This window comes from Streptomyces sp. NPDC002701 (assembly GCF_042889045.1).
Lineage (GTDB): Bacteria > Actinomycetota > Actinomycetes > Streptomycetales > Streptomycetaceae > Streptomyces.
Genome location: NZ_JBIAQL010000011.1, coordinates 105,227 through 118,152, shown reverse-complemented (window position 1 = coordinate 118,152; position 12,926 = coordinate 105,227). Strand labels below are relative to the sequence as shown.

Annotated in this window: 12 protein-coding genes; all 12 read right to left on the bottom strand. The window is 70.7% G+C overall.

All coding sequences use genetic code 11. From position 1 onward, the window contains the following. Positions 1-115 precede the first annotated feature (115 nt). On the bottom strand, positions 116-2,731 hold the full coding sequence (locus ACFYXC_RS26665) for a RelA/SpoT family protein (protein WP_389554326.1): 2,616 nt from the start codon (positions 2,729-2,731) through the stop codon (positions 116-118). A 229-nt stretch (positions 2,732-2,960) separates the two neighbouring features. Next, entirely contained in the window at positions 2,961-3,509 is a 549-nt protein-coding gene (locus tag ACFYXC_RS26660) for an adenine phosphoribosyltransferase (RefSeq protein WP_389554325.1), read from the bottom strand. Then, entirely contained in the window at positions 3,506-4,636 is a 1,131-nt protein-coding gene (gene secF, locus ACFYXC_RS26655; protein ID WP_388918210.1) for a protein translocase subunit SecF, read from the bottom strand. Before secF ends, ACFYXC_RS26660 begins: the two co-directional genes overlap by 4 nt. Position 4,637: 1 nt before the next feature. Further along, the gene (secD, locus tag ACFYXC_RS26650; protein WP_389554324.1) at positions 4,638-6,401 is read right to left on the bottom strand and encodes a protein translocase subunit SecD; all 1,764 of its coding nucleotides are present in this window, start codon (positions 6,399-6,401) and stop codon (positions 4,638-4,640) included. Between the two features lie 141 nt (positions 6,402-6,542). Next, positions 6,543-7,061: a preprotein translocase subunit YajC gene (gene yajC / locus ACFYXC_RS26645; RefSeq protein WP_388918204.1), complete on the bottom strand. Its 519-nt coding sequence runs from the start codon at positions 7,059-7,061 to the stop codon at positions 6,543-6,545. A 164-nt stretch (positions 7,062-7,225) separates the two neighbouring features. Beyond that, positions 7,226-8,296 (bottom strand): Holliday junction branch migration DNA helicase RuvB, encoded by a 1,071-nt coding sequence (gene ruvB, locus ACFYXC_RS26640; RefSeq protein ID WP_388918201.1) that lies wholly within the window; start codon positions 8,294-8,296, stop codon positions 7,226-7,228. Between the two features lie 161 nt (positions 8,297-8,457). Next, positions 8,458-9,069: a Holliday junction branch migration protein RuvA gene (ruvA, locus tag ACFYXC_RS26635; RefSeq protein ID WP_389554323.1), complete on the bottom strand. Its 612-nt coding sequence runs from the start codon at positions 9,067-9,069 to the stop codon at positions 8,458-8,460. Further along, positions 9,066-9,611 carry a crossover junction endodeoxyribonuclease RuvC gene (gene ruvC / locus ACFYXC_RS26630; RefSeq protein ID WP_388918541.1) on the bottom strand — a complete coding sequence of 182 codons (546 nt, stop codon included), beginning with the start codon at positions 9,609-9,611 and terminating at the stop codon, positions 9,066-9,068. Before ruvC ends, ruvA begins: the two co-directional genes overlap by 4 nt. A 175-nt stretch (positions 9,612-9,786) precedes the next feature. Continuing rightward, positions 9,787-10,539, bottom strand: coding sequence for a YebC/PmpR family DNA-binding transcriptional regulator (locus ACFYXC_RS26625; protein ID WP_388918196.1), 753 nt, complete (start codon positions 10,537-10,539; stop codon positions 9,787-9,789). Between the two features lie 72 nt (positions 10,540-10,611). Beyond that, positions 10,612-11,217 carry a pyridoxal 5'-phosphate synthase glutaminase subunit PdxT gene (gene pdxT, locus ACFYXC_RS26620; protein WP_389554322.1) on the bottom strand — a complete coding sequence of 202 codons (606 nt, stop codon included), beginning with the start codon at positions 11,215-11,217 and terminating at the stop codon, positions 10,612-10,614. A gap of 6 nt (positions 11,218-11,223) precedes the next feature. After that, positions 11,224-12,072 (bottom strand): pyridoxal 5'-phosphate synthase lyase subunit PdxS, encoded by an 849-nt coding sequence (pdxS, locus tag ACFYXC_RS26615; RefSeq protein WP_389554415.1) that lies wholly within the window; start codon positions 12,070-12,072, stop codon positions 11,224-11,226. Between the two features lie 273 nt (positions 12,073-12,345). Further along, positions 12,346-12,891 carry a hypothetical protein gene (locus ACFYXC_RS26610; RefSeq protein ID WP_388918191.1) on the bottom strand — a complete coding sequence of 182 codons (546 nt, stop codon included), beginning with the start codon at positions 12,889-12,891 and terminating at the stop codon, positions 12,346-12,348. Between the last annotated feature and the right edge of the window lie 35 nt (positions 12,892-12,926).

Below are 12,926 nucleotides of genomic sequence, written 5' to 3'. Positions count from 1 at the left end.
CCGCCGGGGCGCTCCACTGCGAGGCCGGTTCTTGCCTGCGGGTGCGTTGCGGCTGGGCGCGCAGTTCCCCGCGCCCCTGAGAGGAGGGCTGCGCCCCCCTTCCAGGGGCGCAGCCCTAGGCGTCCGAGGGTCTGCGGGCCGAGGTCACCCGGTAGACGTCGTACACGCCCTCCACTCCCCTGACCGCCTTCAGGACGTGGCCCAGGTGTTTCGGGTCGCCCATCTCGAAGGTGAAGCGGGAGGTGGCCACCCGGTCGCGGGACGTCTGGACCGCCGCGGACAGGATGTTGACGTGCTGGTCGGACAGGACCCGTGTGACGTCCGACAGCAGACGGGAGCGGTCCAGGGCCTCGACCTGGATGGCGACCAGGAACACCGAGGACTGGGTGGGGGCCCACTCGACGTCCAGGATGCGCTCGGGTTCACGGGACAGCGAGTCGACGTTGACGCAGTCGCTGCGGTGCACGGACACCCCGCTGCCGCGCGTCACGAAGCCGATGATGGGGTCGCCGGGGACGGGCGTGCAGCAGCGGGCCAGTTTGACCCACACGTCGTCGACGCCCTTGACGACGACACCCGGGTCCGCGTTCGAGCGGCGCTTGCGGCCCCGGCCGCGGGCGGGCGGGACGCTCTCGTCGATCTCCTCGGACGCGGCCTCCTCGCCGCCGAGCGCCTGGACGAGTTTCTGCACGACGTTCTGCGCGGCCACATGGCCCTCGCCGATCGCCGCGTACAGGGACGAGATGTCGGGGTAGCGCATCTCGTGCGCGAGCGTGACCAGCGAGTCGCCGGTGAGGATGCGCTGGATCGGCAGGTTCTGCTTGCGCATGGCCCGCGCGATGGCGTCCTTGCCCTGCTCGATGGCCTCGTCCCGGCGCTCCTTGGAGAACCAGGCGCGGATCTTGTTGCGGGCACGGGGCGACTTGACGAAGCCCAGCCAGTCCCGGGAGGGTCCGGCGCCGGCCGCCTTGGAGGTGAACACCTCCACCAGGTCGCCGTTGTCGAGGGTCGACTCCAGCGGTACGAGGCGTCCGTTGACGCGTGCTCCTATGGTGCGGTGGCCCACCTCGGTGTGCACCGCGTACGAGAAGTCGACGGGGGTGGCGCCGGCCGGCAGCGCTATGACGTCGCCCTTCGGCGTGAAGACGAAGACCTCGTTGCGTGACAGGTCGAAGCGCAGGGACTCCAGGAACTCCCCGGGGTCCTCGGTCTCCTTCTGCCAGTCGAGGAGCTGGCGCAGCCACGCCATGTCGTTGAGGTGGTCGTCCTTGCCGGTGGTCCTCGGCTGATCCGAGCGCACCTTGGAGGCGCCGGCGACGGCCTCCTGCTTGTACTTCCAGTGGGCGGCGATGCCGTACTCGGCGCGGCGGTGCATGTCGAAGGTGCGGATCTGCAGCTCGACGGGCTTGCCGTTGGGGCCGATGACCGTCGTGTGCAGCGACTGGTACATGTTGAACTTGGGCATCGCGATGTAGTCCTTGAACCGGCCGGGGACCGGGTTCCATCGCGCGTGCACGGTGCCGAGGGCGGCGTAGCAGTCGCGGACCGTGTCGACGAGGACGCGGATGCCCACCAGGTCGTAGATCTCCGCGAAGTCACGGCCGCGGACGATCATCTTCTGGTAGACGCTGTAGTAGTGCTTCGGACGCCCTGTGACGGTCGCCTTGATGCGGGCCGCGCGCAGGTCGGACTGGACCTCGTGGGTCACTATGGCGAGGTACTCGTCGCGCTTGGGGGCGCGCTCGGCGACCAGGCGCACGATCTCGTCGTACATCTTGGGGTAGAGGATCGCGAAGGCGAGGTCCTCCAGCTCCCACTTGATGGTGTTCATGCCCAGGCGGTGGGCGAGCGGCGCGTAGATCTCCAGGGTCTCGCGCGCCTTCTTCTCCTGCTTCTCGCGCTTGAGGTAGCGCATGGTGCGCATGTTGTGCAGCCGGTCGGCGAGCTTGATGACCAGGACGCGCGGGTCCTTGGCCATGGCGACGACCATCTTGCGGACGGTCTCGGCCTGCGCGGCCTCGCCGAACTTGACCTTGTCGAGCTTGGTGACGCCGTCGACGAGGAGGGCGACCTGGTCGCCGAAGTCCTTGCGGAGGGTGTCGAGGCCGTACTCGGTGTCCTCGACCGTGTCGTGCAGGAGGCCGGCCATCAGCGTGGCCGGGTCCATGCCCAGCTCGGCGAGGATCGTGGTCACCGCGAGCGGGTGCGTGATGTACGGGTCACCGCTCTTGCGCTTCTGTCCGCGGTGCCAGCGTTCGGCGACCTGGTAGGCGCGCTCGACCTGGCGGAGCGTGGACGTCTCGATCTTCGGGTCGTTGCTGCGCACTATCCGCAGCAGCGGCTCCAGGACCGGGTTGTACGGGTTGGACCGCTGGACGCCGAGACGGGCGAGCCGGGCCCGTACGCGGTTGGAGGAACCGCCGCCGGAGCGGGCGGGCTGACCGGCCGCGGGGCGCGCGGCGGGCGGTGCCGCCTGTCGCTCGGGAGCCGTCTGCTGCGTGGAGCCCTGCCGCTCGACGGCCGCCTGCTGGTCCGGGCCCTGCCGCTCCGGGGCCGCCGGCTCGGGGCGTGGCCGCTCGGCGGCCCCGGCCGCCGGGGCGGTCGTGCCGTTCTTCGCGGGCGCGGGCGGCGTGGGCGTGCCTGCGGGCGCCGCGGACTGGTCGGGCCTGGCGGCTGGGGGTACGCCCGGGCGTTCGGCCCTGGGGGCGAGTGGCTGGGCCTCGTCTGGCAAGAGGGCTCCTCGTGCGCGATCCGGGTCCCCGGTCAGGTTCCGGAAACCCCATGGTAGCGATCCCGGGCTCGGGTCTCCCCTTCGGCCGGTGAGACGGCCTTCTACGGAAGAAACACGAGAGGCGGGTCCCGGATTCCTCCGGGACCCGCCCACGTGGTGTCGTACGGGCTTCTGAGCGGTGTCGGGCGGGTGACGGCCCGGGAGGCCGGGCCGCTTCCCGTCCGGTCGCTCAGACCTTCAGGAGCGCCTCCAGCGGGGCCCCGTCCAGGGCCGGCTCCAGGCGGGCGCGGCCGCCCAGGAAGCCGAGCTCCATCAGGACGGCGACCCCGGCGATCTCGGCGCCCGCCCGGCGGATCAGCCGGAGCGACGCCTCCGCGGTGCCGCCGGTGGCGAGGACGTCGTCGACGACCAGGACCCGGTCGCCCGGCGTCAGGTCCTCGGCGTGCACCTCGATCTCGGCGGAGCCGTACTCCAGGTCGTACGCCTGGCTGAGGGTCGCTCCGGGGAGCTTGCCCGCCTTGCGCACCGGGATGAAGCCCAGTCCGGTGCGGACCGCGACGGGCGCGCCGAGGATGAAGCCGCGGGCCTCCAGGCCGACGATCTTCGTGGCGCCGGTGCGGACACCGACCTCGGCCAGGGCGTCGGTGAGCGCCGTGAACGCCACCGGGTCCGCGAGGAGCGGGGTGATGTCCTTGAACATCACGCCCGGCTCCGGGTGGTCCGGTACGTCACGGATGCGGCTGAGCAGCAGCTCCGTGACGTCCGCGGGTCCGGTCATCGGCGCTTGCCCGAGGGACGGCCGCGGCCACGGCCGCGGGACGACGGCTGGGCGCGCTGGGCACGGGGTCCGACGACGGCGGGCGTCGCGTCCTCCGGCTCGTCCTCGTCGTCGTACGTCCGGTCGGCGACGGGGGTCTCCAGGGACTCGCCCTTCGCCGCGGCGGCGGAACGCTTGGCCAGGACGCGCTTCTTCAGCGCCTTCATCTGCGGCTCGCGCTCCTTGAGGTCGGCGACGAGCGGCGTGGCGATGAAGATCGAGGAGTACGCACCGGCCGCGAGGCCGACGAACAGCGACAGCGAGATGTCGTTGAGCATGCCCGCGCCGAGGACACCGCCGCCGATGAACAGCAGGCCCGCCACCGGGAGCAGCGCGACCACCGTGGTGTTGATCGACCGCACCAGCGTGCCGTTGATCGAGCGGTCGGCGATCTCGCTGTAGGTCCAGCGGGTCTGTTTGGTGATGTCCTTCGTCTGTTCCTTGAGGCTGTCGAAGACGACCACCGTGTCGTAGAGCGAGTAACCGAGGATCGTGAGCAGACCGATCACGGTACCCGGGGTGACTTCGAAGCCGACCAGTGCGTAGACGCCGACCGTGATGGTGATGTCGTGGATGAGCGCCACGAGCGCGGCCACGGCCATCCGCCACTCGAAGGCGATCGCCAGATAGATCACGACCAGGACCAGGAAGATCGCCAGGCCCTGCCACGCCTTGTCGGCCACCTGATCACCCCAGCTGGGGCCGACCAGGTCCGCGTTGATCTTCTCCGCGTCGACCTTCAGGTTCTTGGCGAGCTCTTCCTTGATCTGGTCGGACTTGCCGGTGTCGACCCCGGCGACCTGGATGCGCAGTCCGCCGTTGCCGAGCTTCTGGACGATCGCGTCGTGGCCGGACGCCTCTTCCGCGTAGGTCTCGGCCTGGCTGACCGAGATGCTGGTCCGCTCGGTGGTGAAGACGGCGCCGCCCTGGAACTCGATGCCCATGTTCAGGCCACGCACCGCGAGGCCGACGATGGCCGTGATGGTGATCAGGATCGAGACGCCGTACCAGATCTTGCGCTTGCCGACGAAGTCGTAGCCGATCTCGCCGCGGTGGAGCCGGGCGCCGAGGGTGCCGAGTTTCGACATCTCACGCCTCCTTCGTGTCGACGGGGGCGGACACACGACGGGTGCGGCGCAGCGGCGGCTGGACGCCCAGTCGCTTCGGGTCGAGACCGGACCAGCTGTGGCCCTCCGCGAAGAACTTCTTGCGGGCCAGGATCGTCATCAGCGGCTTGGTGAAGAAGAAGACGACGACCACGTCGAGCAGAGTGGTCAGACCGAGCGTGAACGCGAAGCCCTGGACCTTGCCGACGGTGACGACGAAGAGCACGGCGGCGGCGAGGAACGACACGAAGTCGGAGACCAGGATCGTGCGCCGGGCGCGCGGCCAGGCACGCTCGACCGCGGGGCGCATCGACCGGCCTTCGCGGATCTCGTCACGGATGCGTTCGAAGAACACGATGAACGAGTCCGCCGTGATGCCGATGGCGACGATGGCGCCGCAGACCGCGGGCAGGTTCAGCGCGAAGCCGATGGTCGGGCCGAGCAGCGACATGATCACGTAGGTCATGACCGCGGAGACCAGCAGCGAGGCGATCGCGATGAGCGACAGGCCGCGGTAGTAGACGACCAGGTAGATGATGACCAGGGCCAGGCCGATGGCGCCGGCGATCAGGCCGGCCTCCAGCTGCTCGCCGCCGAGCGCGGCGGTGACGGTGGTGACGCTCGCCTCCGTGAAGGTGAGCGGCAGTGCGCCGTACGACAGCATGTTGGCCAGGTCCTGCGACTCCTGCTGGTCGAAGCTGCCGGAGATCTCCGCGCTGCCGCCGGTCAGCGCCTGGCTGACGTACGGGTCGGAGACGACCTCACCGTCGAGGACGATGGCGAACTGGTTCTGCGGGGACTGGTTCTGCGCGAGCTTGCCCGTGATGCTCGCGAACTTCTTGGCACCCTTGGACGTGAAGTCCATGGTGACCTTCCAGCCCGCGGCACCCTGGGTGTCGAAGACGGCCGACGCCTTGTCGACGTCGGTGCCCTCCACCTCGGCCGGGCCGAGGATGTACTTCTGCCACTGGCCCTGCGCGTTCTGACCGCAGGCCACGGTCGGGTCCGACGCCTTGACGCCGTCACCGGCCGTCGCGCGGGTCGTCTTCTTGCTGCAGTCCAGCGCGGTGTACTCGGCCTGCAGCTTGGCGGTGGCCGGGTCGGCGCTCGGGGCGTCCGAGGCGGGCGGGCTGGCGGGGGCGGACGCGTCTCCCGTGGTGCTCGCCGAGGGAGTGGGGTCGGCCTTCAGCGCCTCGGTGACCGCCCGGCCCTGCGAGGTGGCGGTGGCCGTCGGCGTCGCGGACGAGGTGGCCTTCTCGTCGCCCTTGTCCGAACCGGCGGAAGGGCTGCCGGAGGGGCTGCCGGAGCCGCTCGGCGAGGGGGTGGCGGCGGGGTCGCCGCCGGAGACCTCGGTGGTCAGGACGGGACGGAAGTAGAGCTTGGCGGTGGTACCGACCTGTTCCCGGGCCTGCTTGGAGTTCGTGCCCTTGGGGATGTTGACGATGATGTTGCTCTCGCCCTGGGTCTGCACCTCCGCCTCGGTGACGCCCAGACCGTTGACACGGCGGTTCATGATGTCGACCGCGGTGTCCATGTTGGTCTTGTTGATCGCGTTCTTCTGACCGGGCTCGTTCTTCGCCTGGAGCGTGATGCTCGTACCGCCGGCGAGGTCGATGCCCAGTCGCGGTGTCGTGTGCCCGGAGGCGAACATGCCGCCGGTGAGCGCCACGATGGCGATCAGGATCAGGGCCAAGGTGCGCCCCGGCCTGCCCTGGGTGCCCTGTCGGCCCTTCTTAGGTGCTGCCACCTTCTCGTTCTCCCTCTTCGTCCGCCCGGTCTCTCGGTACCTTCGCGGACGGGCATCAAATGGTGTCGAGGTTCCGCGCCAAGCCGCACGCTCCCGGGACCACGGCGCGCGAGCGGCGCACTCCGCGGTCCCCGGCCGTGACTACTTCGCGTCGGACTCGCCGTCGGACTTCTTCAGGTCTGCGCCATCGGTCTTCTTCGGCTCCACGACGGCGGGCTCGTCGACGGGCCGGGCGACGGGCTCGTCGGCGGGCTCGTCGGCCGTCTTCTTGCCGAGGTCGATGGGCTGGTCGTCGGAAGCGTCGGCGGGCTCGTCCGTCTCGGTGAGGGAGGAGGCGTCGTCCGGCACGACCGACTCGTCGGACTTCAGGTCGTGCTCGATGCCGTGGACGATGCGGTTGTACTCGTCGTCGCCGAGGACCGCGCCGATGGCGTTCTTCGCGAAGAGCAGGTCGACGCCCGGGCCCGCGTCGAGAAGCACCGTCTCGTCGTTGACCTCCTTCACCGTCGCGTACATGCCACCGATCGTGCGGACGCCGGAGCCGGGCTGCATGTCGTTGCGCATCTGCGCAGCCGCTTGCTGCTTCTTCTTGGCCGACCGGGTCATCAGGAACATGGCCCCGATGAGCACGATGAACGGGAGGAGGGTCACGAGACTCACGGGTCGGAACTTCCTTCATTCGACCGCGATGGTGAGCGGCCTGATGGATGGGGGTGTGTACGTCGCCGACAAGGGCGGCATCGGCGGAGTCTAAGCGAGTCCGCCGTCAAGGAACAACGCTCAGCATGGCACCGGGGTTCCTGACCTCGCGAGCCCCCTCGCCGTCACGCCCCGAACAGGTCCTGTTGTCCGTTTCCACCGGTTGCCGACCGGGGTGGCGTGAGGCCGAGATGCGCCCACGCCGCCGGGGTCGCCACGCGTCCGCGGGGTGTACGGGCCAGCAGTCCCTCCCGTACGAGGAAGGGCTCGGCCACCTCCTCGACGGTCTCCCGCTCCTCCCCCACGGCCACGGCGAGCGTGGAGAGGCCGACGGGCCCGCCGCCGAAGAGCTTGAGCAGGGCTTCGAGGACGCCCCGGTCGAGGCGGTCGAGGCCGCGGCTGTCCACCTCGTACACGGCGAGGGCGGCCCTGGCGATGTCCTGCGTGATGACGCCGTCGGCCTTGACCTGGGCGTAGTCCCTGACACGGCGCAGCAGGCGGTTGGCGATACGGGGCGTGCCGCGGGAGCGGCCGGCGATCTCGGCGGCTCCCTCCGCGTCGATCTCCACGTCGAGCAGATGTGCGGAGCGGTGGATGACCCGCTCCAGTTCGGCGGGCTCGTAGAACTCCATGTGCGCGGTGAAGCCGAAGCGGTCGCGCAGCGGGGGCGGCAGCAGACCCGCGCGGGTGGTGGCGCCGACCAGTGTGAAGGGCGGCAGTTCGAGGGGGATGGCGGTGGCGCCGGGCCCCTTGCCGACGATCACGTCGACGCGGAAGTCCTCCATCGCCATGTAGAGCATCTCCTCGGCGGGCCGCGACATGCGGTGGATCTCGTCGAGGAAGAGGACCTCGCCCTCCTGGAGGGAGGAGAGGATCGCCGCGAGGTCGCCGGCGTGCTGGATGGCGGGGCCGCTGGTGATACGGATCGGGGCCTCCATCTCGGCGGCGATGATCATCGAGAGGGTGGTCTTGCCCAGGCCCGGCGCCCCGGAGAGCAGCACGTGGTCGGCGGTGGCACCCCGCGCGCGGGCGGCGCGCAGGACGAGGTCGAGCTGCTCGCGGACCTTCTCCTGACCGATGAACTCGCCGAGGTCCTTGGGGCGCAGGGCCGCCTCGACTGCCTGCTCCTCGCGGTCGGTGGACGCGCCGACGAGCCGCTCGGCGCCGCCGTCGTCGCTCGTGTCGTCCCAGTTCATTCGGTGTGCCTCGCGGGGTAGTGGGTCAGAATCAGGTTTTCACTGGAGGCCGCCCCGTCGGGGGCTCGCCCCGTCAAGGGGCGTGCCCCCTCAGGGGCGCGGGGAACTGCGCGACCAGCCACGACGCACCCGCAGACTCATCGGCGCACCCCTGGCAGGACTCAGCGCGCCCGGTTGAGCGTCTGCAGAGCCGCCTTCAGCAGGGGCCCGACCTGCGGAGCCGGACCGGCGGCCTCGGCCTGCGGCGTGACGGCGGCGACCGCCTCGTCGGCCTCCCGGGTCGCATACCCCAGCCCGATCAGCGCGGCGTGCAACTGCTCGCGCCACCCGGCGGCGACGGCCCTGCCGATGGCCGGCCCACCGGTGCCGAGCGGCTCCCCGAGCCGGTCCTTCAGCTCCAGGAGCAGCTTCTGTGCCCCCTTCTTGCCGATGCCGGCGACCGCGGTCAGGGCCTTCTCGTCGCCGGTGGACACCGCGCGGCGCAGCGCGTCGGGGCTGTGCACGGCGAGCATGGCCTGCGCCAGCCGCGGACCCACGCCGCTCGCGGTCTGCAGCAGCTCGAAGGTCTGGCGTTCGTCGTCGTCCGCGAAGCCGTACAGCGTCAGCGAGTCCTCCCGGACGACCAGGGAGGTGGCGAGCCGGGCCTCCTTGCCCATGCGCAGACCGGAGAGCGTGTCGGGCGTGCACTGGACGGCGATGCCGACACCGCCCACCTCGACCACCGCGGAGTCGGGGGCGAGGGCGGCGACCGGGCCGCTGACGAAGGCGATCATCGGGTGACCTTCCGGCTGGAGACCTGGGCCTGGCGGTGCGCGGCCTGTGCCTGCTGGAGGCGGTTCAGGGCCGGGGCGCGCCAGATGTGGCAGATGGCGAGGGCGAGGGCGTCGGCGGCGTCGGCGGGCCTGGGGGGCGCGTCGAGTCTGAGCAGCCGGGTGACCATGGCACCGACCTGGGCCTTGTCGGCGCGGCCGCTGCCGGTGACGGCGGCCTTGACCTCGCTGGGGGTGTGCAGGGCGACGGGGATGCCGCGCCGGGCGGCGCAGAGCATGGCGACGGCGCTGGCCTGGGCGGTGCCCATCACCGTACGGACGTTGTGCTGGCTGAACACCCGCTCGACGGCGACGAATTCGGGCCGGTGCTCGTCGAGCCACTGCTCGATGCCCCGCTCGACGGCGACGAGCCGCTGCCCCAACTCCTCGTCCGCGGACGTGCGGACGACACCGACGGCGACCATCGTGAGCGGCCGGCCCGCCACTCCTTCGACGACACCGACACCGCACCGGGTCAGCCCGGGGTCAACGCCCAGTACCCGCACCGGCCCTCCTTCGGTCTCCGCGGTGTTCGCGGCCAGCACTGGGAGTTCCCCCAGTTCGTGCAGGTTATCGGGTGCCACCGACAACGCGCTCCGGCGACTCCCCGACAGAGCGACGGGCCGACGGGGCGTGTCCCGTCGGCCCGTCGGCCCGTGCGATGTGCGGCTCGCGGCGGCGCTACGCGTCGACCTTCTCCATGACCTCGTCGCTGACGTCGAAGTTGGCGAAGACGTTCTGCACGTCGTCGCTGTCCTCCAGGGCGTCGATGAGCTTGAAGATCTTCTTGGCGCCCTCCTCGTCGAGCTCGACCTGCATGGTCGGGACGAAGTTGGCGTCGGCGGAGTCGTAGTCGATGCCGGCCTCCTGGAGCGCGGTGCGCACCGCGACCAGGTCGGTGGCCTCGGAGAGGACCTCGAAGGACTCACCGAGGTCGTTGACCTCCTCGGCGCCCGCGTCGAGCACGGCACCGAGGACGTCGTCCTCGGACAGCTCGCCCTTGGGGACGATGACGACGCCCTTGCGGTGGAAGAGGTACGAGACGGAGCCCGGGTCGGCCATGTTGCCGCCGTTGCGGGTCATGGCGACGCGGACGTCCGAGGCGGCGCGGTTGCGGTTGTCGGTGAGGCACTCGATGAGCACCGCGACGCCGCTCGGGCCGTACCCCTCGTACATGATCGTCTCGTAGTCGGCGCCACCGGCTTCGAGACCGCCGCCGCGCTTGATCGCGGAGTCGATGTTCTTGTTCGGAACCGAGGACTTCTTGGCCTTCTGCACGGCGTCGAACAGCGTCGGGTTGCCGTCCAGGTCGACGCCGCCCATGCGCGCCGCGACCTCGATGTTCTTGATCAGCTTCGCGAAGAGCTTGCCGCGCTTGGCGTCGATCACGGCCTTCTTGTGCTTCGTCGTAGCCCATTTAGAGTGGCCGGACATCTGCCTGTCTCCTTCGCGTAACCCATCCCGTACGAACCGCCCCGGACTTCACGACCCGGGGACCCCCAGATCCTACAAGGATCCCGCCGTCCGGTCCGCGCGGACCATGTCGACAAACAGGGCGTGCACGCGGTGGTCGCCGGTCAGTTCCGGGTGGAACGACGTGGCGAGCGCGTTGCCCTGGCGTACGGCGACGATGTGGCCGCCGTGCTCCGCCAGCACCTCCACCTCGGCACCCACCGACTCGACCCAGGGGGCGCGGATGAAGAGGCCCTCCACGGCATCGCCCCCGACACCCTTGACGTCGACCTGCGCCTCGAAGGATTCGTTCTGCCGTCCGAAGGCGTTGCGGCGCACGATCATGTCGATGCCGCCGATGGTCTCCTGGCCCGAGCGCGGGTCGAGGATCTTGTCGGCGAGCATGATCATGCCCGCGCAGGTGCCGTAGACGGGCAGGCCGGCCCGCACGCGCGCGCGAAGGGGTGCCATCAGGCCGAAGAGGACGGCCAGTTTGGAGATGGTGGTGGACTCGCCGCCTGGGACGACCAGGCCGTCGACCTCCGCGAGTTCCCCGGGGCGTCGCACCGGTCTGGCCACGGCGTCGGCGGCGGCCAGGGCGACGAGGTGCTCCCGTACGTCGCCCTGGAGGGCCAGGACTCCTATGACTGGTGTGTTCATCGGTGGCTACCAGCCGCGGTTGGCGTAGCGCTCGGCCTCGGGGAGGGTGTCGCAGTTGATGCCGACCATGGCCTCGCCCAGGTTGCGGGACGCGTCCGCGATGATCTTCGGGTCGTCGTAGAAGGTGGTGGCCTTGACGATGGCGGCGGCGCGCTTGGCCGGGTCGCCTGACTTGAAGATGCCGGAGCCGACGAAGACGCCCTCGGCGCCGAGCTGGCGCATCAGGGCGGCGTCGGCGGGGGTGGCCACACCGCCGGCGGAGAAGAGGACGACCGGGAGCTTGCCGAGCTCGGCGACCTCCTTGACGATCTCGTACGGGGCGCGCAGTTCCTTGGCGGCGGCGTACAGCTCGTTGTTGTCGTAGCCGCGCAGCCGGGCGATCTCGTTCTTGATCTGGCGCAGGTGGCGCACGGCCTCGACGACGTTGCCGGTGCCGGCCTCGCCCTTGGAGCGGATCATGGCGGCGCCCTCGGCCATCCGGCGCAGGGCCTCGCCCAGGTTGGTGGCACCGCAGACGAAGGGGGTCGTGAAGGCCCACTTGTCGGAGTGGTTGACCTCGTCGGCGGGGGTGAGGACCTCGGACTCGTCGATGTAGTCGACGCCGAGGGACTGCAGGACCTGGGCCTCGACGAAGTGTCCGATGCGCGACTTGGCCATCACGGGGATGGAGACGGCCTCGATGATGCCCTCGATCATGTCCGGGTCGGACATGCGCGCCACGCCGCCGTCCTTGCGGATGTCGGCCGGGACCCGCTCCAGGGCCATGACGGCGACGGCGCCCGCGTCCTCGGCGATCTTCGCCTGCTCGGGCGTGACGACGTCCATGATCACGCCGCCCTTGAGCTGTTCGGCCATGCCGCGCTTCACGCGCGCGGTGCCGGTGGCGGGGGTGTCGGCGGGCTGGGCGGGGTGCGGGAGCGTGCTGGACACGGGTTGACCTCACTCGGTGGAAGAGGGTTTCTGCAGACACCGAGGTAACGCCCGGGGACCAGGCCACAGCAAGGGCCAATGGACACGCGGTGGCTCATTTTCGCGACCGCCACGCACGTTCTCCCTGGTCAGGCCCCTGTCGGACCGGTCGCTCCGCCTCCCCCACACGGGCGCCGTACGGGCGCCGTACCAGGTGGCCTACGTCCCGGGGCGGTCCGCCAGTGCCGTCGGCGGCTCGTCGTCCATCTCGAAGGCGAGGGGGAACGGCGCGTGTCCGGCGAGCCGGAACCAGCGCACCGTGCGGTGGCGGCGCAGCGCGCGGGCGGCCCGTACGGCGTCGTTGTGGAAGCGGCGGGCCATCGGTACGCGGCGGACGGCCTGGGCCAGCTCGCGCGCCGCGTCCTCGCCGCCCGGGGCCGCCTGGACGGCCGCCACCTGCTCGGTCTCTCCGAAGACGGCCCGCAGCGCCTGACTGAGGTCGCTCTCGGCGACCTCCCGGTGGTCCTCCTCGGCCTGCCGGGCCGCGTGAGCCGCCTCGTAGAGCACCATCGACGCGGCCGGGTCGAGCACTCCGGAGGTGGCGAGTTCCTGTGCCACCGAGGCGCGCCGCAGCAGCTGTGCGTCGAGCGCCGCGCGCGCGGCGTCGATCCGCGCGTGCAGGCGGTCGAGCCGGCCGGCGGTCCAGCTCAGGTAGAGGCCGATCGCCACGAGGGCGACCACGATCCAGATCAGTGTGGAGGTCACGGGCGCACACGCTACCGGTGCGGCGGTCGGCGTTC